This window comes from Leucobacter sp. BZR 635, assembly GCF_048061935.2.
Lineage (GTDB): Bacteria > Actinomycetota > Actinomycetes > Actinomycetales > Microbacteriaceae > Leucobacter.
The window spans coordinates 1-25,241 of the sequence record NZ_JBLUNZ020000009.1 but is presented as its reverse complement, the minus strand read 5'-3'; the positions used below and the strand labels follow the sequence as shown (position 1 = coordinate 25,241).

General features: G+C 65.2%; 22 protein-coding genes. 17 read left to right on the top strand and 5 right to left on the bottom strand.

Annotated elements, in window-relative coordinates:
* Positions 1–108: 108 nt before the first annotated feature.
* Entirely contained in the window at positions 109–1,584 is a 1,476-nt protein-coding gene (locus tag ACI1US_RS01775) for a purine-cytosine permease family protein (protein WP_461637682.1), read from the bottom strand.
* Positions 1,584–1,745: a hypothetical protein gene (locus ACI1US_RS01770; protein WP_461637680.1), complete on the bottom strand. Its 162-nt coding sequence runs from the start codon at positions 1,743–1,745 to the stop codon at positions 1,584–1,586. Before ACI1US_RS01770 ends, ACI1US_RS01775 begins: the two co-directional genes overlap by 1 nt.
* Before the next feature lie 123 nt (positions 1,746–1,868).
* Here ACI1US_RS01770 and ACI1US_RS01765 point away from each other — a divergent pair, with 123 nt between their 5' ends.
* From ACI1US_RS01765 to ACI1US_RS01730, 8 genes are all read left to right on the top strand, one after another.
* The gene (locus ACI1US_RS01765; RefSeq protein WP_461637678.1) at positions 1,869–3,275 is read left to right on the top strand and encodes a flavin monoamine oxidase family protein; all 1,407 of its coding nucleotides are present in this window, start codon (positions 1,869–1,871) and stop codon (positions 3,273–3,275) included.
* Between the two features lie 145 nt (positions 3,276–3,420).
* Positions 3,421–3,975: a TetR/AcrR family transcriptional regulator gene (locus tag ACI1US_RS01760; protein ID WP_461637676.1), complete on the top strand. Its 555-nt coding sequence runs from the start codon at positions 3,421–3,423 to the stop codon at positions 3,973–3,975.
* Between the two features lie 113 nt (positions 3,976–4,088).
* Entirely contained in the window at positions 4,089–6,161 is a 2,073-nt protein-coding gene (locus ACI1US_RS01755) for an acetate--CoA ligase family protein (RefSeq protein ID WP_461637674.1), read from the top strand.
* Positions 6,162–6,249: 88 nt separating this feature from the next.
* The gene (locus ACI1US_RS01750; RefSeq protein ID WP_461637672.1) at positions 6,250–7,413 is read left to right on the top strand and encodes an acyl-CoA dehydrogenase family protein; all 1,164 of its coding nucleotides are present in this window, start codon (positions 6,250–6,252) and stop codon (positions 7,411–7,413) included.
* Between the two features lie 105 nt (positions 7,414–7,518).
* Entirely contained in the window at positions 7,519–8,697 is a 1,179-nt protein-coding gene (locus tag ACI1US_RS01745; RefSeq protein WP_461637670.1) for an acetyl-CoA C-acyltransferase, read from the top strand.
* Positions 8,698–8,783: 86 nt separating this feature from the next.
* Positions 8,784–9,854 carry an ABC transporter substrate-binding protein gene (locus tag ACI1US_RS01740; RefSeq protein ID WP_461637668.1) on the top strand — a complete coding sequence of 357 codons (1,071 nt, stop codon included), beginning with the start codon at positions 8,784–8,786 and terminating at the stop codon, positions 9,852–9,854.
* A gap of 51 nt (positions 9,855–9,905) precedes the next feature.
* Entirely contained in the window at positions 9,906–11,135 is a 1,230-nt protein-coding gene (locus tag ACI1US_RS01735) for a Glu/Leu/Phe/Val dehydrogenase dimerization domain-containing protein (protein ID WP_461637666.1), read from the top strand.
* Positions 11,132–12,814, top strand: a complete 1,683-nt coding sequence (locus tag ACI1US_RS01730; RefSeq protein ID WP_461637664.1) for a thiamine pyrophosphate-binding protein — start codon at positions 11,132–11,134, stop codon at positions 12,812–12,814. Before ACI1US_RS01735 ends, ACI1US_RS01730 begins: the two co-directional genes overlap by 4 nt.
* Before the next feature lie 62 nt (positions 12,815–12,876).
* On the opposite strand, the gene lysA is transcribed toward ACI1US_RS01730, so the two are convergent.
* Positions 12,877–14,223 (bottom strand): diaminopimelate decarboxylase, encoded by a 1,347-nt coding sequence (lysA, locus tag ACI1US_RS01725; RefSeq protein WP_461637662.1) that lies wholly within the window; start codon positions 14,221–14,223, stop codon positions 12,877–12,879.
* Positions 14,224–14,381: 158 nt separating this feature from the next.
* On the opposite strand from lysA, the gene ACI1US_RS01720 reads away from it, so the two are divergent.
* Genes ACI1US_RS01720 through ACI1US_RS01700 form a run of 5 tightly spaced genes read left to right on the top strand, consistent with a single transcriptional unit; the run spans position 14,382 to position 19,282 of the window.
* Positions 14,382–15,446: an ABC transporter substrate-binding protein gene (locus ACI1US_RS01720; RefSeq protein ID WP_461637660.1), complete on the top strand. Its 1,065-nt coding sequence runs from the start codon at positions 14,382–14,384 to the stop codon at positions 15,444–15,446.
* Positions 15,447–15,451: 5 nt separating this feature from the next.
* Positions 15,452–16,387 (top strand): ABC transporter permease, encoded by a 936-nt coding sequence (locus ACI1US_RS01715; RefSeq protein ID WP_461637658.1) that lies wholly within the window; start codon positions 15,452–15,454, stop codon positions 16,385–16,387.
* Positions 16,387–17,223, top strand: coding sequence for an ABC transporter permease (locus tag ACI1US_RS01710; protein WP_461637656.1), 837 nt, complete (start codon positions 16,387–16,389; stop codon positions 17,221–17,223). The genes ACI1US_RS01715 and ACI1US_RS01710 overlap by 1 nt, the downstream gene beginning before the upstream one ends.
* A complete protein-coding gene (locus tag ACI1US_RS01705) occupies positions 17,220–18,335 on the top strand; it encodes an ABC transporter ATP-binding protein (protein WP_461637654.1) in 1,116 nt (371 codons plus the stop codon). The genes ACI1US_RS01710 and ACI1US_RS01705 overlap by 4 nt, the downstream gene beginning before the upstream one ends.
* Positions 18,332–19,282 carry an NAD(P)-dependent oxidoreductase gene (locus ACI1US_RS01700; protein ID WP_461637652.1) on the top strand — a complete coding sequence of 317 codons (951 nt, stop codon included), beginning with the start codon at positions 18,332–18,334 and terminating at the stop codon, positions 19,280–19,282. The genes ACI1US_RS01705 and ACI1US_RS01700 overlap by 4 nt, the downstream gene beginning before the upstream one ends.
* Here the strand turns inward: ACI1US_RS01700 and ACI1US_RS01695 are convergent.
* Both ACI1US_RS01695 and ACI1US_RS01690 read right to left on the bottom strand, forming a co-directional pair.
* Complete coding sequence (locus tag ACI1US_RS01695; protein WP_461637650.1) at positions 19,279–20,166, bottom strand: EamA family transporter; 888 nt, start codon at positions 20,164–20,166, stop codon at positions 19,279–19,281. The two genes, ACI1US_RS01700 and ACI1US_RS01695, sit on opposite strands and share 4 nt — an antisense overlap.
* 92 nt (positions 20,167–20,258) lie before the next feature.
* Positions 20,259–21,239, bottom strand: coding sequence for an NAD(P)H-dependent flavin oxidoreductase (locus ACI1US_RS01690; RefSeq protein ID WP_461637648.1), 981 nt, complete (start codon positions 21,237–21,239; stop codon positions 20,259–20,261).
* 241 nt (positions 21,240–21,480) lie between these two features.
* Between ACI1US_RS01690 and ACI1US_RS01685 the strand changes: the two genes are divergently transcribed.
* From ACI1US_RS01685 to ACI1US_RS01670, 4 genes are all read left to right on the top strand, one after another.
* Positions 21,481–22,542, top strand: a complete 1,062-nt coding sequence (locus tag ACI1US_RS01685; RefSeq protein WP_461637647.1) for a 3-isopropylmalate dehydrogenase — start codon at positions 21,481–21,483, stop codon at positions 22,540–22,542.
* A gap of 59 nt (positions 22,543–22,601) precedes the next feature.
* Entirely contained in the window at positions 22,602–23,705 is a 1,104-nt protein-coding gene (locus ACI1US_RS01680; protein ID WP_461637645.1) for a branched-chain amino acid aminotransferase, read from the top strand.
* A gap of 10 nt (positions 23,706–23,715) precedes the next feature.
* Positions 23,716–24,504: a fumarylacetoacetate hydrolase family protein gene (locus ACI1US_RS01675; RefSeq protein WP_461637643.1), complete on the top strand. Its 789-nt coding sequence runs from the start codon at positions 23,716–23,718 to the stop codon at positions 24,502–24,504.
* A gap of 28 nt (positions 24,505–24,532) precedes the next feature.
* The coding region (locus tag ACI1US_RS01670) for a hypothetical protein (RefSeq protein ID WP_461637641.1) at positions 24,533–25,241 on the top strand (709 nt) is incomplete at its 3' end.

Genomic DNA, 25,241 nt, shown 5'->3' with positions numbered 1-25,241 from the left:
GAGCGCGCGGGAGGGCGCTGCCTTCGGGGCGCTGCTTTCGGGGTGCTGCCTTCGGGACGCTGGCTCCGAGGCGACGGCCCGAAGCGAGGGTCCGGAAGCGCTCCGCCGCTAGGGGAGCCGGACGACGCCGGTTGAGACCGGGGTCTCGAGCGTGTAGCCGCCGAGCCCGCGGGGCTGCGTGATGGTCTTCGTGAGTACCCAGTAGACGGCTCCGCCGACGAGGCAAGAAGGGATCGACGCCGTCGTGTAGGGAAACCAGGCCGACGGTTCATAGCTAATGGGGTGCAGCAGGAGCGTGTAGACGATTGCTCCTGCGGCCAGCGCGACGAACGCGACAGGGTTCCAGCCGCGCCAGTAGCCAACGGCCGAGGTCGCAACCGGTTTGTAGAGCTCGCGCACTGGCACGCGGGTGCGTCGAAGGATGAAGTAGTCGACGATGCCGATGCCGACGAGCGGCGCGACGAGGATCGCACCCCACGAGAGAAACCTCCCGTAGTTGTCGTAGACGGCGCCCGGGAAGAATACGAGGATCCCGGCCGGCCCGAGGATGATCACGCCCATGATTGGCCAGGCCATGTGGCGAAACGCCTTGCCGCCACCGCTGCGCAGCGCGAGCATAGACCCGTACCCCTGCGACAGGATTGCGGTGACATTCGCGAACGCGATTGCGACGAGCGCAATGACCCCGAACACCGTGCCGGTGAGGGGGACGAGCCAGTCGGTTGGCTCGGTGATCTTCAGCAGCAGCGCAGCGAAGCTGCCGACGACCGCTGCGAACACTGATGCGCCGAAGATGCCGATCCAGTTCGGCCAGAACGCGGCCCGCGAACTGCGCGTGAGGCGGGCGAGGTTACCCATGTTGGGCCACCAGGCGAACCCGCCAGCGACGCCCAGTTCGACGGCGACCATGAAGCTGACGTGTGGGTTTTGCTCAGGGTCGAGTGCAGGGATTGCGGTGAGTTCCGACCACGAGACGCGGGTAAAAATGATGACGATGATGACCACGAGAATGATCACGAGCGCTGGGGCGACGATCTTGCTGACCCGCTCCACTGACACGGGGCCGCGGGCGAGGATCGCCCAGGAGGCGATGATTGCAATGAGTCCGAGCACGCTCACCGCGGCACCAGTCTTGCTGATCTCGACGCCGAACAGGGTGTTGGCGATGTTGACGAGCCCGTGCCCGAGCATGATTGCGAGGATTGCCGACCAGGCTGCGGCGAAGATCGTTGAGGTCGTGATCATCACGAGGCGAGCCCCCGCGTGTCCGAAAATGCTGCGCAGCATCACGAACTGCTCAACACCGTATTTCGCTGATGCCAACACGGGGGAGAGCGCGACGAGCAGCACGGAGATGCCGTAGCCGATGACTACGCTCGCGATTGCCTGGGCCGCGCCCACGTAGTATGCAACGGTCGCCCCCTGGAGAAAGGCCCAGGTGGCGATCGCCAGCCCAATATTGACGACGGAGTAATCCCAGAAGCCCCAGAGTCGTTCCTTGGGGAGGAGCGGGAGTTCGTTGAGCGTCGCGTCCTCCGGGACCCTGGCGACGCTAATGGTCTCCGTATGAATGTAGTTCACCATTAGACGGCCCACCAGAGTAGGAGCCCGGAGATGACGGCCAGTGCGCCGACCGCGATCACGAAGTCTTTCCACGGAAGATTGGTTTGCACCATTCCGCCGCAGCCTGGTGACTCCATGCGCGCCAGACGTTGCTGCAGCTCTTCTTCAAATTCGTTGTCCACATTGACCTCGATTTCCCTAACTGACTAGCCAGTTAACTTACTACCCTGGGTGCTGGGCGTGGTTCTGTCAAGCTTCCGCAAGCAAAACTGGCCAGCCGGTCAATTTACCCTTACACTTGCCGCATGGAGACAAAGAAGTCAAAGCAGGGTACGGAAATTCCCGAGACCGCCGCTGTCGTTGTCGTGGGTGCCGGCTACGCGGGGCTATCCGCCGCACTTGAACTGTACGACACCGGCGTCGACGTCGTCGTGCTTGAGGCCGACGAGCGCGTCGGCGGGAGAACGCTGTCTCAGCGCGACAGCGGCGGGGTCGTCATTGATTACGGTGGTCAGTGGGTGGGCCCGACGCAGCGCGACTTTCTCAGTCTTGTCGAGCGATTCGGAGTCGAGACCTTTCCGACTTACCTTGAGGGGGCGAACATCGAACGCTGGACTGATGGCTCGCAGCGCCACTTTAAGATCGCTGGCCCGGATGACGGGCCGGGGATGCGAGAGTACTTGGCGCTCATGGGGGAGATCGACGCGCTTGCGGAGACCGTGGATCTCGAGCGCCCGTGGGCCACGCCGAACGCGGAGGCGCTCGATAGCGAGACGGTGTACTCGTATCTTGAGCGCACGGTGCCGAACTCAGATGCTCGGCTGCGGATGGCGCTCGCAGTGCAGAGCGTGTGGACGGTAGAGCCCCGAGACATTTCGATGCTGCACTTTCTGTTCTACATTGCTTCGGCGGGCAACCTTGACCAGCTGATGGAGGCGGAGGGGTGCGCGCAGGAGACCCGCTTCGTGCGCGGTGCGCAGGAGGCGGCGTTGAAGATCGCAGAGCAGCTCGGAGACCGCGTCTTCCTGGGGGTTCCGGTGCGCCGAATCGAGCAGTTTGACGGGGGCGTCACGCTCACAACCGATCAAGGTGAAATTCGCGCGAGCCGCGTCATCGTCGCGGTGCCGCCACACGCCGGTCAGCGCATCGCCTACGAGCCGATGCTGCCGAATTCCCGCGGGCGCTGGCTTGCGAAGAGCCCGATGGGCGACGTCGTCAAGATTCATGTGTCGTACGAGCGTCCATTCTGGCGTGAGCGCGGCCTGAGCGGCGAGGCGACCCTGTACGGCGAGCGATCGCTCGGGTTCGTCTTCGATAACTCGCCAAGCGACCTCGCGGCCGGCGTACTCGTGTGCTTCGTGTACGCGGACCGTATCCGGCAGTGGAGCGCGCTGGGTGTCGAAGGGCGGCGGCAGGATGTGCTGGATACCCTTGTCGAGCTGTTTGGCGATGATGCCGCGGCCCCCACGCGCTACGCAGAGAAGAACTGGGCCGAGGAGCCATTCATTGGCGGTGCCTATGCGGGAAATCCGACGCCCGGAACCTGGGTCGAGCACGGTCGTGCGGGGTGGCGCGAGCCGGTTGGGCGTGTCCACTGGGCGGGCACCGAGACCGCGAGTGTTTGGAACGGATACATCGACGGCGCGATTTCGTCTGGTCGACGGGCCGCTGCGGAGGTGTGCGAAGCACTGCGGGAGCCGGGTGCACTGTAGCGTCTGACCCGTACCAAATGGGCAGCGGTGGCTGAGTGGCGAAACACATGCGGGCTACGATGGGGTCAAGAGAGCGCGTTCCGCGCTTGGAGAGGTGGGTCACATGGTTCGGCCGAGCGTTGAAGATGAGCGGCGTCCTCAGATTATGGCTGCCACGCGAAGGGTGATGGTGCAGCGGGGTGTGGCGATGCTGCGGGTGGCGGATGTTGCCCGGGAAGCCGGTGTCTCGCCCGGAATCGTGCACTATTACTTCGAAAGTAAGGATGATCTCATCCGCGAGACGTTCGAGGATAACTTCTCGTCGTCGTTTGAGCGGCGCTCCGTGCTGTGGAAGGAAGACCTGGCTGCTGACAAGAAGCTGGGGAAGCTGCTCCAGTCGTATGTGCCGGTGGACGAGGCAACGAGGGAGTCGTGGCACGTCTGGCTCGAGCTCTGGGTGGGCGCGCTGCAGGACGAGAAGCTGCGGCAACTCAACGAGACTGCCTACGGGGAGTGGCGTCGCCTGATTCTTGACGTGATCGATCAGGGCGTGGACGAGGGGGTGTTCGTGGCAGAGGGGCTTGACGCAAAGGTGAATCAGCTGCTCGCGATGATCGACGGCCTCGCGGTGCAGGCGCTCCTCGGGTCAACGAGCATCACGCCCGAGGCGATGCAGGAGCTGTGTGCCCGTTTCGTGACGGATCACCTGGCTGCCGGCTAGCCCGCGGGCCGAGACCGCGATTATCGCTTGACTTCAGTTTCGCACGTCCGCTAAATTGATTGAATAGCCAGTTAAGAATTGCTGGCGTAGTTCACCACAGATCAAGGATGATGATGTTGGTTTCTGCTTCCTCTGCCGGGCTCGACGAGCGCACTGTCTCAGCGGTATTTGGTAATCCGGCGTCGGTAGCCGTTGTCGGGGCCTCGGGAGATCCCGCCAAGTGGGGCCACTGGCTCGCAAAGGGCGCGCAGCTCGGCGAGCGCCGCCGTCCCGTCTACTTCGTGAATCGCAGCGGTGCCGAGGTCCTCGGTTACCCGAGCTATCCGACGCTCAGTGAGCTCCCTGCGGTGCCAGAGCTCGTCGCGATTGCAGTGCCGGGCCACCTCGTGGCCGGTGTGATCCGCGAGGCGCTCGAGCTGGGCTCCCGCGCATTCGTGGTCGTGGCGGCCTCAATGGACGAGGAAGCCGAGACTGCAGCGTTGCTCCGCGAGTACGGGGCGAGAATGATCGGCCCAAACAGCCTGGGAATCTACGCCGCCGAGGGGGAGCTGCAGCTCATGTGGGGCAGCATGCGGCCCGGGAGCCTTGCGATTGTCTCGCAGAGCGGTCAACTGGGCAGCGAGATTGCTGCGATCGGGGATCGCTCGGGCGTGGGGGTGTCCCGCTTTGTGTCGCTTGGGAACCAAACCGACATGGGGGCAGCGGAGGTCGTCCGCTCAATCATTGGCGATGGGCCGACGCGCACGATCGGCGTGTACGTCGAGGACTTCTCCGACGCGGAGAACCTGTTTGCCGCGATCAGGGAGGCGACGGAATCAGGTATCGGCGTGATCGTGCTCACGACCGGTGCGAGCGATGCAAGCCGCGAGCTCGCTCAGTCGCACACCGGCGCGATGACGTCCTCGATGGATCTTGTCGATGCGGCATGCCGGGCGGCGGGAGCGCTGCGCGTCCGCACCCCCGCAGAGCTCGTGCAGATCGCTTCCTACCTTCACCGCCGTGACGCGCCAGCCGGCCCCCGGATTGCCGTTATCAGCGACAGCGGCGGGCAGGGCGGGATCGCGGCCGACGAAGCCGCCCGGCTCGGACTCGAGCTGCCCGAGCTCAGCCCCGGTCTGCGGGCCAAAATTGAGCCGCTGCTCACGGCCGCAGCCTCGAGCCGCAACCCCATCGATCTCGCCGGATCGGGGGAAGCGAGACTCGACGTCTACGCTGAGCTGCCGAAGCTGCTCGCAGAAAGCGGCGAGGTCGACGCGGTCGTGGTCTCGGGGTATTTCGGGAGCTATGGCCACGACATGGCCCCGCTCGCTGGCCCAGAGAACGCGGTCGCGGATCAGCTCGCCGAGGTCGCCGCGGTCCCGGTCGTGGTGCACGCCATGGCCCCTGGATCTGCGGTCTCGCAGCGCCTCCGTGAATCCGGAGTGCCCGTCACCGGGCGCATTGAGGACGCGCTGCTCGCGCTCTCCGCATCACAGCGACTGCGCTCAGTTGACACTGCAGCGCGGCCGGACGGCCACGAGCTTCCTGCCGCCTCACAGGTCGAGATTCGTGCCGCGCTTGCCGCGGCCGGGATCCCGTTCCCTGAGCTCCGCATCGTGCGCGACGCCGGGCAAGCTGCGGCTGCGGCAGCCGAGCTCGGCGGCACCGTCGTGCTGAAGGCGGCCTGGCTCGCCCACAAGACCGAGGCCGGGGGAGTCGCGCTCGGGCTGCGCAGCCCGGCGGAGGCGGAATCCGCGTTTCGAGCGATGCACGCAAGGATCGGAGACGGCGACTACACGGTCGAATCGCAGGACACTCGCGAGCACGTTGCCGAGTTCATTGTGTCTGCCCGGCGGGATCCCTCATTCGGGACTGTTGTGTCCGTTGGCGCTGGGGGCACCGAAACCGAGATTTGGGGCGATATCACCCTGGATATCGCCCCGGTGACCCGCGAAGGCGCGAGCGAAATGATCGGGAGATTGCGCAGTTCGCGCCTGCTGGGTCCGTGGCGCGGGCGCCCCGCCCTCGACGCTGATTCGCTTGCAAGCATCGTCGCAGGCCTGGGAAACGCTCTCGCGGCGAGCCCCGGGGTCAGCGAGATCGAGCTCAACCCGGTACGCGTCGGGATCGACGGCGCGCTCGCTGTCGACTGTCTCGCCGTGCTGGCGGAACCGCAGCCGCAACCACAGCCGCAACTACGTCCTTAACCACAGTCCATCACTCGTTTGCATAAGCAGCCGGGCGCGCGCGACCGCGCAAACCCGTTCTGAACCCCACCAGGAAGGAAACCCCAACATGAACCTCATGGAAAGTACCCGCTCCATCTGGCAGCTCACTGAAGAGCAAGAGGCGATTGTCGAGCTCTGCCGCGAGTTTGCGGCAGATGAGATTCGCCCCCGCGCGAAGCAGGTCGACGAGGAGGACGCGGGTTCGCCACTCGATCTCTTCGAGAAGGCTGCCAAGGTCGGAATCACCGACTTCATGATTCCTGAGGAATTTGGTGGCGGCGGGTTCACCGACCTCTTCACCCAGTGCCTCGTGCAGGAGCAGCTCTGCTGGGGCGACCTCGGCATCGGAAACTTCCTCTGCTCGAACGGATTCTTCGCAGACCCCCTGCTCGTGCTCGGGAGCACTGAGCAGAAGGAGACCTGGCTGCGCCCACTGACCGGTGACAAGCCGGTCCTCACCGCCCTCGCCACGACCGAGCCCGGCGCGGGATCTGACGCGGCCTCGATCAGGACCCAGGCCGTGAAGACCGAGGGCGGCTACCTGCTCCGAGGCCAGAAGGCGTGGATTTCAAACTCGGGCTACGCCGAGCAGTATGTCGTCTTTGCGAAGACCGACCCGAACGAGCGCTCGAAGGGGATCAGCGCGTTCCTGGTTCGCAAGGACGCGGCTGGCTTCACCATGGGGGAGCCCATGAAGAAGATGGGCCAGCGCGCGATCGTCTGTCGCGAACTCTTCTTCGACGATGTGTTCGTACCGGAATCGGATCGACTGGGCGAGGAGGGCCAGGGGTTCTTTGGCCTGATGAAGACGTTCGACGCATCTCGCATCGTTCTCGCCGCAGCGGCAACCGGCGTGGCCCGCGCTGCCTACGAGTACGCGCTCAATTACGCACGCGAGCGGGAGCAGTTCGGCAAGCCGATCATCGAGCACCAGGCTGTTGCGTTCCGCCTCGCAGATATGGCGACGCGCATCGACGCTGCCTGGCTGCAGACTCTTCGGGCTGCAACCATGTTCGACCAGGGCAAGCCCATTGTCGCTGAGGCCGCGATGGCAAAGCTGCAGGCTTCCGAGACCGCGGCGTTCTGCACCTGGGCCGCGGTGCAGACGCTCGGTGGCTGGGGGTACTCGCGCGAGTTCCCCGTTGAGCAGTGGATGCGCGACGCGAAGCTGGAGGAGATCGAGGAGGGCACGTCTGACATCATGCGGCTCGTGATCTCGCGAAACATGTAACCACGACCCCAACGGGCCGGGCCTGTCGAGGCGGGCGCAGCGTACAGTCTGCGCCCGTCGGGGCTGGCCCGGCCGGGCACCTCGCCCACGAATAAGGAGACAGCCATGGAAGAAACGGTCATCGTAGCTGGCGCACGGACGCCCATCGGCCGGCTGCTCGGCGGCCTCTCGAGCCTGGCGGCACCAGAGCTGGGAGCGCATGCCATTCGCGCTGCGCTTGCGCGGGCGAAGGTTCCTGCCGCTGACGTCGATGAGGTGCTGCTGGGGAACGTCATTCAGGCCGGGCTCGGGCCGAACCCGGCCCGGCAGGCCGCGGTCGCCGCGGGGATCGGGCTCAGCGCGTCCGCGACCACGCTGAATAGGCTCTGCCCCTCGGGCCTTGCGACTGTGTCGGTGCTCGACCGGGCGATCAGACTCGGCGAACGGAGGGTCGCGGTCGCCGGCGGCTTCGAGTCCATGACGAATGCGCCCCACGTGTTGCGCGGCGCGCGCGCCGGTTTTAAGTACGGCGATGGACGCCTCGAGGACACCCTTGACCGGGATGCGCTTTTTTGCGCCCTCGATCACTGCACGATGGGGGCGGCGACCGAGGCCCATCAGGAGCCCTACGGCCTCAGTCGCGAGGAACTCGACGCGTTCGCCGTCGAATCGCACCGCCGGGCAGCGGCCGCGCGCGACGCTGGCCGTCTGGCAGAGGAGATCTCGCCTGTCGAGATTGCGGGCCGCCGCGGCACCGTGACCGTATCGGACGATGAGGGCATCCGCGATGATGTCTCGCAGGAGGCACTCGGCAGGCTGCGCCCGGCATTTGCCGAGGGGGGAGTGATCACGGCAGGCTCGTCGTCGCAGCTCTCGGACGGCGGCTGCGCGCTCGTGCTCATGTCGCGCGCTGAGGCAGAGCGTCGCGGGCTCGACTGGCTCGCGCGGGTGCGGGGAAGCGCTGCGGTCGCGGGCCCGGACACCTCGTTGCTGCTGCAGCCAGCTCGCGCCATCGAGGCGGCGTGCGCTGCGGCGAGCATCGGAGTGGCTGACCTGACCGTGCTCGAGATGAACGAAGCCTTCGCCGGAGTGTCACTGCTGTCTGCCCGGGAGCTTGGCGTTGATCTCGCCCGCGTGAACCCGAACGGCGGCGCTATCGCCCTCGGCCACCCGTTGGGCATGAGCGGTGCCCGGATCGTGTTGTCGCTGGCCTTCGAACTGCGTCGGCGTGGCGGTGGCGTGGGGGCTGCGGCGCTTTGCGGTGGTGGCGGGCAGGGCGATGCCCTCGTCATCGAGGTGCCGTGAGCGTATTGCCAGAAGACTGATGAACTGCAACAATACACATTACTAACTGACTAATCAGTTAACTTGACGTCAAGGAGGACGCCAGAATGTATCGACCAAAGAAAGCTCTCACTCTCATCGCAGCAGTTGCCGCTGCGAGCCTGACGCTGACCGGTTGCGCTGGCGGCGACGGAGGATCAGGCGACGCCGAAAGCCTCACCGTCACCATGTGGGGCGGTGCCGCACAGGAGGGACACGTCGCGACGGTCTTCCAGCCGTGGGCCGACGAGCGGGGCGTGAAGATTCGGCAGGATTCGCCGACTGACTACGCCAAGCTCGACGCGATGGTGCAGGCCGACAAAGTCACCTGGGGCGTGGTCGAAGCCGAGCCGAACTTCACGGAGACCGCCTGCGCTGCCGGCACGCTTGCGAAGCTTGACGAATCAGTCAAGCAGGCGATCAAGGACGCCGAGGTCAACCCGGAATTTGTGAACGACTGCGCCATCCCGATCCTCCAGTACGCGTTTACGATCGCCTACAACACCGATAAGTTCGCGTCAGGTCACCCGACGACGTGGGCCGAGTTCTTCGACACCGAGAAGTTTCCAGGCAAGCGCGGCTTCTGGAAGTACGCGACCGGCGGCATCTTTGAAGCTGCGCTGCTCGCCGACGGCGTCGCGCCGGCAGAGCTCTACCCGCTCGATCTCGACCGCGCGTTTGCCAAGCTCGACACGATTAAGAACGACATCGTCTGGTACGACACCGGTGACCAGATGGTGCAGCTCGCCGCGAGCGGTGAGGCGCCGCTCGTGCAGGCGTGGAACGGCCGTATCACGCAGGCCGCCGCTGACGGCCAGCCCGTTGCGAACGAGTTCGGCGAGAACCTGATCACCTACGACCACATCGCGATCCCGAGCGGCTACCCGAACGAAGCGCTCGCGCAGGAATGGATGGTGTGGTTCCTGTCGAACCCCGAGGCACAGGCCAAACAGGCAGAGGAAACTGGCTACGGCACCGCCTCGCCGAAGGCACTGGAGTTCATCCCTGAGGAGATTCAGGCGGAGCTCGCGGGGAGCGAGGTCGTGAATTCGCAGTCGGTCGCGACGGTCGACTACGGTTACTGGGCAGAGAACTACGGGCCCGTGACCGAGCGGCTGAACGTCTGGATGGCCCAGTAGCCCGCTACGCGCCCTCCGCTGCCAACATCTCATGCTCATCGAGGAGACGACGTGAACGAGTACCTCCCGGGGCCACGGCCCTCATTCATGGAAATCACCTGGCGGGACGACCTCAGCGACGCCACTGGCTACGTGGTGATTGATCGCCTGCTCCGTGGCGTCGCGAGCGGGGGCCTGCGCATGCGCGCTGGCTGCACGCTCGAGGAAGTGCGCGGGCTGGCCCAGGCGATGACGAAAAAGGAGGCCGTGCACCTCCTCGAAGGAGCGCGCTATGTCCCGGTGGGGGGAGCGAAGGGAGGCATCGACTTCGACCCGCGCAGCCCGCTCGCGAAGGGAGTGCTCGAACGATTCCTCGACAGCCTCGCCCCGATCCTGCAGAGCTACTGGGCGGTCGGAGAAGACCTCGGCGTCCGGCAGGACGACATCGACGAGATCTTCGAACGGCGCGGCTGGGGGAGCGCCATCGCCCCGGTGCGCCGACTGCTCGGGGATGACGAAGCGGTTGCGGCCGCCGACGCTCGCCTGGCGCACGCCTTCTCACAACGGATTGATGGGATCTCGCAGGACGAACTCGTCGGTGGCTATGGCGTGACCGTCGCAGCCCTCACCGCGATGCGCGCCCGTGGTATCGACCCAGTGGGGGCGCGCGCGGTCGTGCAGGGGCTCGGATCAATGGGGGGAGCGACCGCACGGTTCCTCTCGCAAGCGGGAGTCAAGATCGTTGCGATGGTCGATGCGGCTGGCGTCGTGGCAGACGCCGCCGGCCTCGACGTCGAGCAACTGCTCGCCGCACGCGACGCGTTCGGCACGGTCGACCGGACACGGCTTCCGGCCGGCGCCCGGGTGCTCCCAGGGGACGACTGGCTTTCGATCGACTGCGACCTGCTCGTGCCCGCGGCCGTGTCGAACTGCATCGGCGTCGAGAACGCTGAGCAGATCACCGCGAGTCTCATCGTCGAAGCCGCGAATCTGCCTGTCTCCGCGCAGGCGGAGCGCGCACTCGCCGAGCGCGGTGTCGCGGTGATCCCAGATTTCGTTGCCAACTCAGGCACCAATGCCTGGTGGTGGTGGGTACTCTTCGGCGACGTTGACGGCTCGTGGGCGGAATCCTCAGCGATGCTTGACGACAGGCTCCAAGCGCTCACCGACGCCGCGCTCAGCGGTGCGGAGCGAGACGGGGTCACACCCCGCGAGGCCGCGCTGGCGCTCGCCGCAGAGGGGCTCGCCGCTATTGAGGAACACGACCGCATGCAGGCCACAGCTGAAGGAGTCCCAGCATGATCACAGAGCACGCGCCGCAACCTTATGAGGTGCCGATTGCTGAGCGTCGGGCAGCGGAAGCTGCGGGCGTTGCCCCGGAGAACACCGGCCTGGCGATCCTGCGGGTGGTGCGAGCCCACGGGGTAGACACGATCTTCGGTATCCCCGGCACGCACAACCTCGAGTTCTATCGCCACCTGCCGAGGCTCGGCATGCGCGCCGTCACGACACGGCACGAGCAGGGCGCCGGGTACGCCGCAGACGCGTGGGCGCAGCGCACCGACCTACCCGGGGTGGTGATCGCGACCTCGGGCCCGGGGCTCCTCAACGCCCTGTCGTCGGCCGGAACGGCGTACTGTGAATCGCGCCCGATGCTGATCCTCGCGCCAGGCCCTGCCCGCGGCCGTGAGGGCAGCACGATCGGTACGCTGCACGAGACGAAGAACCAGCTGGGTGCCGCCTCCGCAGTGGTCGACATGGCGGTGCGGGTGACGAGCGCTGAGGAGGCGGTCGAGGCCGCGCATGCGGCGTTCGAGGTCTTCCGTGGCCCGCGCCCGCGACCGGTGTACATCGAGGTGCCACTGGACCTGCTCGAGGAGGCAGCGAGCTTTGCCGACGAGCAGCTCGCGGTACGCGCGCCAGCTGCTCCGGGTCTCGCTCAGGCGGAAGAGATCCGGGCGGCGGCCGAACTGCTGGTGTCGGCGCAGCGGCCGGCGATCCTTGCTGGCCGCGGATCCCGAAAGGCCCGCGAGGAGCTCCTCGCACTGGCCGAGCACCTCGGTGCCCCCGTGGTGACGAGTTCGAACGGCAAGGGTGTGGTCCGAGAGTCCCACCCACTGGCTGTGGGGGCTCAGCTGCGGCTCTCGCCCGCAGTTGGCGTGCTCGACGATGCTGACGTGCTCCTCGTCGTGGGGTCAAAGGTGGCGCTCGGCGAGTTCTCCGCCGGGCCGCTTGCGCCACGCGGGAGTGTGATCCGCATCGATGCGGACGCACAACAGATCGAGGTGGGTCTTCCCGTCACCAACGGCATCGTTGGGCGCAGTGAGCTTGAAGTGCCGAGACTGTTGGAAGCGGTGCTGGGGGTGTCTGCTGGTCGCCCCGCGCCGGAGCCGTGGTGCGATGTTGCCGCAGTGCGGGACGCCTGCGCCCGAGAGGCCATGGAGACGAGCGGTGCCTCAGTGGCGGTCGCTGCCCGTATGGTGTCCGCGTTCCCGCCGGGGGTGATCGTCACGGGTGACTCCTCGCAGATTAGCTACAACGGTATCGCCGAGGCCTTCAGGGCAGAGGCGCCCGCGGAGTGCATCAACATGATCACGTACGCGACGCTGGGCTACGGCGTTCCCGCAGCGATCGGCGCGAAACTTGCCTCCCCCGACCGCCCGGTGGTGTGCGTCACGGGAGATGGCGCGCTCATGTTTTCGGTGGTGGAGTTGCTCACTGCGGCCGAGCAGGGCTTGGATATCACCGTGGTCTGCGTCGATAACGGTGGCTACGGTGAGATCCAGCAAAACGAGGAGGATCGCGGTATCGCGCCGATCGCCGTGCAGCTCACCCAGCCTGACTGGCCTGCTCTTGCTCAGTCACTCGGAGGCACCGGCTTCGCCGTCGGGGAGGCGTCAGCACTGGAGTCTGTGGTGGCGGGCGCAATCGCGACTCCCGGCGTCTCGCTCGTGCACGTGCCCATGCACCTGTTTGAATAGGCGGCGGCTTGGCCTCGGAGCAGCTGCTCCGAGGCCAAGCCCTTCCTGGCGCGCTTCGCGGTTTAGAGTGGGGTGCCCCAGTCATGCTCGCCTGCAACCCGGTGGAGCCGCAGCAGGTCGTCGAGCGTTTCGCGCTCGACCGCGAGGCGTTCCTTGCCGTCGCCGACAAACACCACGGCTGGCCGTAGGGCTCCGTTGTAGTTGTTGCTGAGCGTGTAGGCGTACGCCCCCGTCGCGGCGAGCACCACGATGTCGCCGATCTTTGGGCTCGGCAGGGCGGCGTTATCGACGAAGAGGTCGCCTGACTCGCACTGTCGGCCGACGAGTTGCACCGTGGCGTCTGGCGTGGCCGTTGGGCGATTCGCGATGATGGGGCTGTATTGCTGCCCAGTGAGCGCAGTGTCGAGGTGATCGGCCATGCCGCCATTGATCGCTACGAAGTGCCGGCCGGTCTGCTTCGTGGTGACGACGGAGTACGCGGTGACTCCGGCACGCGCGACGGTTGAACGGCCGGGCTCGATGATGAGCTTGCTCTGCGGGGGGAGGAGCTCTCGCGCCGCGGCGACGACGGAATCGAGGTAGTCTTCGACGCTCGGTGCCTGGTCATCGGGGGTGTAATTGACGCCGAGGCCGCCCCCGACGTCGTACACTGCAAACTCGCCGAGTCGGGAGACCCGACGCACTGCCTCCGCGAAGGGGTCGGTGTCGAGGATCTGTGAGCCGATATGGACGTGCAGGCCCGCGAGTTCGACGCCGGGAGTCCGGCGAACCCGCTCGGCGATCTCGGCGATCTGTTCGAAGGTGACGCCGAACTTCGAAGTCTCGCCGCCGGTCGCCTGCGTCGCGTGTGTGTCTGCGTCGATGTTCGGGATCACGCGCAGCAGGATCCGCTGCGTCTGGCCGGCTGGAAGCGCGGCCTCCAAGCGATCGATGTCGTCGGTTCCGTCGATGATGATCGTGCCGACGCCGTGCGACACCGCGAGAGCGATCTCCTCGTCGGACTTCGCGTTTCCGTGCATGTAGATGCGGTCGCCGGGCACTCCTGCCTCGATCGCGAGTCGTAGCTCGCCGAGGCCTGCGACGTCAATGCTCATCCCTTCTGCCGCGGCGATGGCGTAGACAGCGACAATCGGCATCGACTTCGATGCGAACAGCACTTCAGAGTTTGGCCAACGCTCCCTCAGGCCATCGGTGAGGCGTCGCATTTGCCTGCGCAGACCACGCTCGTCGAATATGTGGAGCGGGGTGCCGTATTTCGCAGCGAGCTCGGTGACTGAGACTTCGCCGATGGTGAGCTCGCCGAGCTCATCGATGCCGCTTTCCTCGGGCAGGATTCGGCTCAGCTGGTCGTATGGATTCAGCGCTGGTGCAGTAATTCCAGCGGTCTGAGTGAGTGGTGTCTGAGTCAATGTCGCTCCTTCGCGGTCATTGTTCGAGAGGCGCCTGAAAAGGGATCAGCGGGCCGCGGTTTTCGTTCGCGGTGTTGCCATCGTAGCGATTGGGTGCCATAGTTGTCATTATTGACTGGCTACTCAGTTAATAAAAAACGTCAAGGAGGACGTTGCAGATGAACAGGAAACTTGTCATCACCGTTGCGGGTATCGCTACTGCTTCTTTAGCCCTGACCGGGTGCGCCGGAGGTGCCTCGGACGGGGCACCTGACACCACGCTCACGATGGTGGATTGGGGCGGGGAAACCCAGCGCGTCGCCATGGAACAGCTCTACCAGCCCTGGGCGGAGGAGCACGGCGTCACCATGAAAGAGGACTCGCCGACCGACTACGCAAAGCTTGACGCGATGGTGCAGGCTGGCAAAGTCACCTGGGGTACCGTCGAAGTCGAACCGAACTTCTCGGAGACGGCCTGCGCAGACGGTATGCTCACGAAGCTCGACAGCGCGGTCACTCAAGCCGCCGAGAAGAACGGCGTCGACCCCGTCATGATGGGCGAGTGCGGGATCCCGATCCTGCAGTACTCGTTCACCATCGGCTACAACACCGAAAAGTTCGCGTCAGGCCACCCGACGACGTGGGCCGAGTTCTTCGACACCGAGAAGTTCCCAGGCAAGCGCGGCTTCTGGAAGTACGCGACCGGCGGCATCTTCGAGGCTGCGTTGCTCGCCGACGGCGTCGCGCCGGCAGCGCTCTACCCGCTCGATCTCGACCGCGCGTTTGCCAAGCTCGACACGATCAAGGACTCCATCGTCTGGTACGACACCGGAGACCAGCAGACCCAGCTCGTCGCAAGCGGTGAGGCGCCGCTCGTGCAGGCGTGGAACGGTCGCATCTTCAAGGCTCAGGCGAATGGCGAACCCGTCGCAAACGAGTACGGGGAGGCGCTCGGCACCTACGAGCAGATCGTGATTCCGCAGGGGTACCCGAACGTAGAACTCGCGCAGGAGTGGATGCAGTGGGTCCTGGCGACGCCGGCGGCTCAGGCAGAGTACTCAAAGCAGACCGGCTACGGGCCTGTCACTCCCGCAGCACTTGATCTGCTCTCGCAGGAAGAGCAGAAGGAGCTTCCGAACAGCAAGGAGAACCAGGCAAAAATGGCGGCCATGATCGACTACAGCTACTGGGCTGAGCACTACTCCGAAGTCACCGAGCAGATGAACGTCTGGATGGCAGGCTGAGCCCAATGGTTACTACTGATACCGGCGCTTCGCCGTCCACTCAGGATGCGCCAGCTGCGCAGCCTGGGGACGCCCCGGCAGGAACGCGGGGCAAGTCAGCCCGAAAATACTTCGCCATTGACGGCTGGGGTGCCCTCGTGCTCCCGCTGTTGATCTTCCTGATTGTCGTCTTCCTGGTGCCGCTTGTCGCGATGCTCGTGAAGAGCTTCACCGACCCGGAGCCCGGCTTCGGCAACTATGTTGCGGTCTTCGCTGAGCCGCTGTACATGAAGGTCATCTTTAACACCTTCTACGTTGCGGTCCTGGTCACCCTGGTCACACTGCTGCTGGCCTACCCGTACGCCTACTTGATGACGCTCGTGCCGCCGCTCTGGCGAAACATCATGATGGTGATCATGCTCATCCCCTTCTGGACGAGCGTGCTCGTGAGGAGCTTCGCGCTCATCGTGCTGCTGCGCGACACCGGGGTAATCAATACGGTGCTCACGGACATCGGCGCGATCGATGAGCCGGTGACGATGTTGCGAACCTTCGGCGGCGTGGTCTTCGGAATGGTGCAGGTCTCGCTGCCATTTGCGGTGCTGCCGATGTACGCGACGATGAGCGGCATCGATAAGCGCCTCGGCCTCGCAGCTCAGAATCTCGGTGCGCGGCCGTCCGGTGCTTTCTGGCGAGTCTTCGTGCCGCTCAGCTTGCCCGGCGTGGCGGCTGGTCTCCTGCTCACCTTCATCCAGGCGCTGGGCTACTACATCACGCCGGCGCTGCTGGGCGGCCCGCAGAACACCATGATCGGTGAGCTCATCGTGCAGCAGGTATCGGCTGTGCTGCGGTACGGGTTTGCGGCCGCGCTCGCGACGATGCTGCTTGTCTTGACGCTGGTGTTGCTCGGTGTCGCGGGGAAGTTCTTGAACCTTGAAAAAGCACTCATGAGGAGAAGCTGATGGCAAAGATCCTCACACGCACGTTCCTGGGTATCCTCGCGGTACTCATCGGGGTGTACCTGCTGATGCCGGTGCTCGTGATTGTCCCGATGTCGTGGTCGGAGAGCCCCTATCTCTCCTTCCCGCCTGAGGGCTTCACGATGCAGTGGTACGAGAAGTTCTTCAACGACGCAGCGTGGATGAGTTCGTTGGGGCACAGCATCAGCATCGGTCTGCTCTCCGCACTGCTGTCCGTCGTGCTTGGCACGATGGGGGCGCTCGCGCTGGTGCGCGGAAAGTTCCCGTTCCGAGGAGCCGTGATGGGCGTGCTGCTCGCTCCGATGATTGTGCCCTTTGTGATCGTCGGGCTCGCGGTGTACATCACGTTCCTGGGGCTGGGGCTCGCGCAGACGACCCTCGGATTCGTACTGGTGCACACGGCCCTCGGCGTGCCCTACGTGCTCATCAACGTCGTTGCGTCGCTGAGTTCGGTTGATCGCCGGCTAGAAATGGCGGCGATGAACCTTGGGGCGAGCCCGATCGAAACATTCTTTAGGATCACGCTGCCGTTGATCCTCCCCGGGATGCTCGCGGGCGCGCTCTTCGCGTTCATCACCAGTTGGGACGAGGTCGTAGTGGCCATCTTCCTGTCGGGCCCTGATATCACCACGATGCCTGTCAAGATGTGGTCGGGCATTCGCGTGCAGATCGATCCCACTATCGCGGCGATCTCGACAATCTCACTCATCGTAATTCTCGCCGCCTTTGCCGGGCAGGGCGTCATCAAACTGTTCGCATCTGCTTCTGAGCGTCGCCGCCGGAAGCGCATCGTCAAAATGCAGGAGGAACTCGCATGACGAGCCAACTCACATACACCCAGCAGATTTCGCAGATCGAGCAGCAAGCCGGTGCCGCGATCCGCGTCTCAGACACGGTCAAGCGGTACGGAGATCTCACCGTGCTCGACCACGTCAACCTCGATATCAACGCGGGGGAGTTCATCACCCTGCTCGGGGCAAGCGGCTCAGGGAAATCGACGCTGCTGAACATCATCTCGGGCTTCAACAAAGCAGACGCGGGCTCGCTTGAGATTGATGGCGAGGATTTCACGCGTAAGCCGCCGCACAAGCGCGGGCTCGGCATGGTGTTCCAGCACTATGCTCTGTTCCCGCACATGAGCGTGTGGGACAACGTGGCCTTCGGCCTTCGCCGTCAGCGGCGGCCGAAGCAGGAGATCCAGCAGCGTGTGGGAGACGTGCTGCGCATGATCCAGATGGATCATCTTGCCGACCGCAAGCCAGATCAGCTCTCCGGCGGACAGCAGCAGCGTGTAGCGCTCGCGCGCGGCATCGTCTTCGAGCCGCGCGTGCTGCTCATGGACGAGCCGCTCGGAGCGCTCGACAAATTGCTGCGTGAGGAGATGCAGCTCGAGATCCGGCGGATTCACCAAGAACTCGGCATCACCTTTATCTTCGTGACGCACGACCAGCACGAGGCGCTCACGATGTCTGACCGCATTGCGCTGCTCCGGAACGGCAAGATCGAGCAGCTCGGAACCCCGCGGGAGCTTTATGACTCGCCGAACTCGCGCTACGTCGCTGAGTTCATCGGTGAGTCGAATCTCTTCGAGGGGAGAGTTGACGGCGACGACTTCGTCAGCGATGGCGGCGATCGCTTTGGCTGCCCGAGTGGCACGGGAGGCCTGCTGATGGTGCGCCCGGAGCACGTGCGTGTCGTCTCGGACGCAGCTGGGCTGACCAACGCGCTTCCGGTGCGGGTCTTCAACTGCGTGTATCTCGGCAGCGACATGGTCGTCTACGGCCGTGCGGCGTCCGGGCAGGTTGTCGTGGCCCGTGCCCCGATCTCCCACGGCATGACGCCGCCCGTCGAGGGCGACCGCGCGATCATGACCTGGGCTACCGAGGACAGCCGTCTCGTGTCCGACCAGGTCGAGCCGCCGCGCGCATGACGCGTCCAATCGCGGTCTACTCAGACATCGTCGGGACTGACCCCGCGCCAGGCATCTCGGCCCTGCAGTCGGCAGGGTGGGAGGTGCGGGTCGCGGGGTCCGAGGATCCTGCGGCAGTTGCAGCGGTCGGGGCCGCAGCGCAGGCCCTGTTGATCGGCTATTCGCCTGTCGGCGTTGAGATGCTCGAGGCCCTGCCTGAGCTGAGGATCGTGGCGACGCAGTCCGTCGGAACCGACATGGTTGACGTGGCGGCCTGTTCCGCACGGGGCATTGCCGTGTCAAACGTGCCCGCTTCGGCAACGGAGGAGGTCGCGACGCATGCGTTGGCGATGGCGCTCTCGCTCGTGCGCGGGCTGCCACACTTCGATCGGTCAACGAAGCGTGGCGACTGGAGCGTCAACCCCGCGGTCTCGCTCTCCCGCCCGTCCGCGCTCACCGTGGGTGTGCTCGGACTCGGCCGTATCGGACGCCGATTTGCAGAGCTTGCCGCCCCGATATTCGGTGACGTCGTCGGCTACGACCCCGCTGACTTTGCCACCCCCGGGATCCACCGCTGCGAGCTGGAGGAGGTGCTGCGACGCGCCGATGTGCTGAGCCTGCATCTGCCGCTACTGCCCGAGACGACGCAGCTGCTCGACGCCAGGCGGCTGGCGCTGCTGCCTGACGGCGCGCGGCTGGTGAACGTCGCCCGCGGAGCCCTGCTCGCCCCGGGCGCGCTGCTCGCCGAGCTCGACAGCGGGCGACTCGCGGGTGCTGCCCTCGACGTCTTCGAATCGGAGCCGCCAGCCTCCGACGACCCACTGCTCCTCCATCCGCGCGTACTCGCGAGCCCGCATGTCGCGTTCCTCTCGCCCGAGAGTGAAATCGACTACGTGCTGCATCAGGCGGAGAACGTCATCGCGATGGGGCACTCAGGGCGCCCGCTGTCTCCGGTTGCCGCGAGCTAACCCTCGGGCAGCGGCGGTATCTCGAAGCCCTGTGGCTTTCCCGCGAACCAGATGATGCAGGTGCCGGCGGCAACGATCAACGTGATGCCCACGATGCTCGGTGCGGCGAGGGTCTGCCCGAGGAAGAGTGCCCCGAAGATGGCACCCATCACGGGGTCGAACGCGAAGAGCACCCCGATCACTCGCGCAGAGGTGAGCCTCCCGGCGATGGTGTCTGCGATGAACGACAGCGCCGGGGTGCACAGGCCAGAGAGCACGAGCGGCAGCCACTGGTGCGGTTGAATCAGGGGGATGCCTGGGAGCGAGATTGGCAGGGTGAGGATCGCGGCCACGGTGATCGCGATCGTCACCCCGGAGAGCCCGCCGCCGGCTTGACCGACCCGGGCAGCAAACAGGGTGTACGCCGCAACACCCGCCGCTGAGCACGCCGCGAACAGCATGCCGATGGGGTCGAGGGGCCCGCCAAGGCCGGCGATGAGTGCAACGCCGAGGAGCGCAACGACGGCGAGCAGCGCGTCTCGGACGCGGCGAGCGCCGATAAGGGCGACGGCGCACGCGCCGAGAAAATTGATGGTCATCGCGATGCCGAGCGGGATGCGCGCGATCGCAAGGTAGAGGCAGATGATGATCGCCGCCATCGAGAAGCCGTAGCTGAGGATCGCCGTCCATTCTTGACGCGTGCGCCCGCGTAGGCCCGGTCGCACCACTGCGAGGAGAACGACGGCCGCCACGAGCAGCCGAAGGGTCCCGGTCGCGGCTGGGCCGACGGTGTCAAACAGCCCGTAGGCGAGCACGGCCGAGAACTGCACGGCGATCGAGCCCGCTGCGACGAGGATCGTGGCTCGCACCGCGTTGCCGCGCGAAATGTGCTGCGATCCGGCCATTGGCCCTCCTAGCTGTGGCAGCGAAGATCTGAGCCCCGCGCGACCACACAGTCGGGCGGGGCCCAGATCGTTCGAACGGGGGTGGCGCGGCGCTAGCCGAGCATGCTCGCGAGTCGCCCGTCGATGATCGACCGGCCCTCGGACACGATGCGCTCGACGAGGGCAGCGGTTGTCGGGATGTCTCCGATGAGGCCCTGGGTCTGCCCTGCCCACCAGACGCCGCCGTCGACCTCGCCGTTTGCCAGCGCGCGTTCGCGGCCGCGGGCACCTGAGGCGAGGTGGGCGATGTCTGCGAAGGTCGAGCCGTCTTGGTTCTGCACCTCGATGATCTCGTCTGAGACGGCGTTCTTGGCGACGCGTGCCGAGTTGCGGAACTTGCGGAAGATGACGTTTGTCGAACGCTCGGTGTTCTCTACGATCTGCTGCTTGATGTTTTCGTGGACGGGAGACTCAACTGTGGCGACAAAGCGAGTGCCCATGTTGATGGCGTCCGCGCCGAGCGCGAGGGCCGCGACGAGGCCGCGGGCATCCGCGATTCCACCCGACGCGATGATCGGGATGTGCAGTTGGTCGGCCGCGGCGGGAATGAGCACGAGGCCACCGATGTCGTCCTCGCCCGGGTGGCCCGCGCACTCGAACCCATCGATGGAGACCGCGTCGACTCCGAGCGACTGCGCCTTCAGCGCGTGACGAACCGTTACCGCCTTGTGGATGACCTTTACGCCGCCTGCTCGAAACGCGGGGAGGAACGGCTCCGGGTTGTTGCCAGCTGTCTCAACAAAGGCCACACCCGTCTGCACGATGGCGTCGGCGTATTCGTCGTACGGGACCGGATTGATCGTTGGCAGCATCGTGAGGTTCACGCCGAACGGCTTGTCAGTGAGCTCGCGCGTGCGCTCGATCTCCCGCACGAGTTCTTCGGGGGTGGGCTGCGTGAGCGCCGAGAGAAAGCCGAGTGCCCCGGCGTTTGCTACTGCGGCGATGAGGGGAGCGCGCCCCACGGCCGTCATGCCACCGCAAACGATTGGATGTTCGATTCCGAACGTTTCGGTGAAGCGGGTACGGAAAGTCATGGATCCTCCTCGATCTCAGGGACGCTGCGCACTTCAGTTAATTAACTGATTGACCAGTCAATAAAGTGTATCCCAAAAGTGTTCGGGTGGGGCAAGTATTTCGGTTGCCCGGCTTTGCGCTTCTGCGCGCAGCCGGACCCTCGGCGGGCTGCGGCCGGTGCGTGCGCAGCAGTGCCCTCGGAGTGCGGTGCGGCGGGAGTATGCTGGAGCTACCATTTCCACGCACAATGAGGAGCACGTAGTGACCCGCACGATCAAGCTTGCAGTGATTCCCGGCGACGGTATCGGCCCGGAGGTGATCGAGCAGGCGAATCGCGTCATCGACGCGGTCGTGGCTGGGGGAGACGTTGTCGTCGAGCGCACCGAGTTCAAGCTCGGTGCCGAGCGCTTCCTTGCGACCGGTGACACGCTGCCCGAGATCGAACAGGCCGCGATCGCAAGCCATGATGCGATCCTCTTCGGCGCGGTCGGGGGAGTGCCGGGTGACGAGCGACTTCGCTCCGCAAACATCGAGCGCGGACTGCTCCTGAAGCTCCGCTTCGACTTCGAGCACTACGCAAACGTGCGCCCCTGCGTGCTGTTCGAGGGCGTCGACTCGACGCTCGCGAACCCCGGCACCGTTGACTTCGTCGTCGTCCGTGAGGGCACCGAGGGCCCCTACGTCGGCAACGGCGGCAGGCTCCGCCCGGGCACGCCCGCAGAGGTCGCAACCGAGGTATCGGTGAACACCGCGTTCGGCGCCGAGCGCGTCGTGCGCTACGCCTTCGAGACCGCGATGGCGCGCCCCCGGAAGAAGCTCACCTGGGTGCACAAGACGAACGTGCTCGTGCACGCAGGCGCAACCTGGCAGGGCGTCGTCGAGGCAGTGCAGGCGGAGTACCCCGAGATCGCCGTAGACTATATGCACGTCGATGCGGCAACGATCCACATGGTGCAGAACCCAGCACAGTTCGACGTGATCGTCACGGATAATCTCTTCGGCGATATTCTCACCGACCTCGCCGGTGCCATCGGCGGCGGCATCGGCCTCGCGGCATCCGGCAACATCAACCCGGACGACGCATTCCCGAGCATGTTCGAGCCGGTCCACGGTTCTGCGCCCGACATCGCAGGGCAGCAGAAGGCCGACCCAACCGCGGCGATCCTCTCCGCAGGTCTCATGCTCGACCACCTGGGGCTTGACGCTGAGGCAGACCGCCTTCGCGCCGCAGTTCGCGCCGACCGCGCAGCGAACGGATCCACCCCGCGCAGCACGGGTGCCGTGGGAGACGCGATCATCTCGCAGATCCCCGCCCGCGCCTAACCAACTCTGCGGCCTCGCGCCGCGTTCTGAGCTTCTTCGTTTCCTTTGAAAGGCGCGTCATGACTGACCACACCTTTGTTCTCACCGAGGCGGATCGCCTCCCCGTCGCCGAGCGCCAGGCGCTGCTCGAAAACCCCGGATTTGGCGACCACTTCACCGACCACATGGTCTCCATCATCTGGACCCGCGAGGCAGGCTGGCATGACGCCCAGGTGCTTCCGTACGGACCGATCCAGATGGATCCCGCTTCCTCCGTGCTGCACTACGGCCAGGAGATCTTCGAGGGGCTGAAGGCCTACCGCCGCGCAGACGGCTCGATCGTGACCTTCCGCCCGGAGGAGAACGCACGCCGCCTGAACGAGTCGGCCGTGCGCCTCGCGCTCCCCGAGATCCCCGTCGAGCTGTTCGTCGAAGCCGTGAAACGACTCGTCGCGATCGACGCTGACTGGGTGCCTGGCGGCACCGACCAGTCGCTGTACCTGCGGCCGTTCATGATCGCCGACGAGAGCTTCCTCGGCGTGCGCGCCGCCCAGCGTGCCCGCTTCATGGTGATCGCGAGCCCCGCGGGCCCGTACTTCACAGGCGGCGTGAAGCCCGTTTCCATCTGGCTGTCGCAGGACTTCGCCCGCGCGGGCAACGGTGGCACCGGAGCAGCAAAGTGTGGCGGCAACTACGCCGCGTCGCTGCTGCCGCAGAATGTCGCGGCCGAGAACGGCTGCCAGCAGGTGCTCTTCACCGACGCGAACGAGCCCGACGTGATCGACGAGCTCGGCGGCATGAACCTGTTCCTCGTTCGCGACGACAAGACACTGCTCACGCCGGCGCTCAACGGCAACATTCTGCCGGGCATCACGCGCAAGAGCCTGATCCAGCTCGCGCAGGATCGCGGCTACGCCGTCGAGGAGCGCGCCGTGACCGTCACCGAGTGGCGCGAGGGCGTTGCGGACGGCACCATCACCGAGGCCTTCGCCTGCGGCACCGCAGCCGTCATTACGCCGATCGGCCAGCTGAAGTCGCCCGACTTTACGATTGACTTCGGCGACCGCTCGCCCGGCGAGTTCACGCTGTCGCTGCGCGAGGAGCTCACCGGAATTCAGTACGGCACCCGCGAAGACCGCCACGGCTGGCTCACCGAGATTCCCGCGGCCGGCGCGGCAGCCTAGGAGGCACGCTATGAAGATTGCACGCTTTGAAACCGAGGGCGAGATCTCGTTCGGCATTCTCGACCAGGCGGAAGATGGCAAGGGCGTCGAGATCGTCGAGCTCATGGGCGACCCGATCGTCGCGGGCTTCGACACCACAGGCAAGCGCTTCCGCTTTGAAGATGTGCGGCTGCTCGCACCCGTGATCCCGCGCTCAAAGATTGTCTGCGTCGGCAAGAACTACGCCGACCACATCGAAGAGATGAAAGACGTCACCGGCGGAGACGCGCCCACCGAGCCGCTGCTGTTCTTGAAGCCCAACACCTCGGTGATTGGGCCGGGCGGCACGATCGTGCGGCCCGAGATCTCCGATCGCGTCGAGCACGAGGGCGAACTCGCCATGGTGATCGGGGCGATCGCGAAGAACGTCCCAGAGGATCGCGCGCTCGAGTACGTCTTCGGCTTCACCTGCGCGAATGACGTCTCAGCCCGCGACATTCAGATCAAGGACGGGCAGTGGACGCGCGGCAAGGGCTTCGACACCTTCTGCCCGCTGGGTCCGGTCATCGAGACCGATCCTGATCTCGCAGACGCGCGCGTCACCACGCGCGTGAACGGCGAGACCCGCCAGGATGGCAGCACCGCTCAGCTCATCTTCTCGCTCGCACGCATCGTCGCGCACGCCTCGCAGGCGTTCACGCTGCTGCCCGGCGACGTGATCCTCACCGGCACGCCCGCCGGCGTTGGCCCGCTCGTTGCGGGCGACGTCGTCGAGGTCGAGGTTGAGGGGATCGGGATCCTCCGAAACACGGTCGCGTAGGGGATTCCATTGGGAAGGTGGTACCCGAGTGAGCAACAAAGGTGTGGACAGCGTCAAAGACCCTAGTAAGGTCAAACCCTTTGTGTCGCTGCTGCTGTTTAAAGAGAAGAGCGTCCAAAGGAGCGCGAAGCAGAGAGCTGCTAGCGCCGATGACGTTTTGAAGGCGATCATCAAGCAGCTTAGGGTGCGGTTCGCTGCGCGACAGAGCGACAGCAAAATCACCGTTTCGAGCAAAGGTCACAGCAGCGGGAATGACCTCGCGCTTCGCCGATTCAAAATTCAGACTCCTCCTGGTTGGCTCGGTAGAGGCAACGGTAACGTAAGGAACATTGAGCACCACCTACTTGCGTTGTGCATGACCGACAGCAATCCAAAAACCTACGCGCTCTATTCCTCATCACGAGAGATAGCTGCAGTCGCTGACCGGCTTTTAGAAGAAGGCAACCTCGCAAAATCTCTGAAGTTGGAACCCGTCGAGAGCGAGGCCTTGGAAAAGGCGTTCCTCGCCGGAGCGGCCAAATCGATATGGCTTTCTGGAGGGCACAAACGCACATCGATCAAGGCCGACAGTAAGCTCCTCACTGGCATTGACGTGCGTGACGCGTTGGACCCGGTAGGAGATCAAAGCTACGCATACACCGCAGCCCGCGGCGAAACTACATTCAACGGTCGGAAGAGGATTGTTGGGGTTTCTCCGGAGCGCAGCCGGGTATGGGTGGGTTCTTCGAAGCATCTGA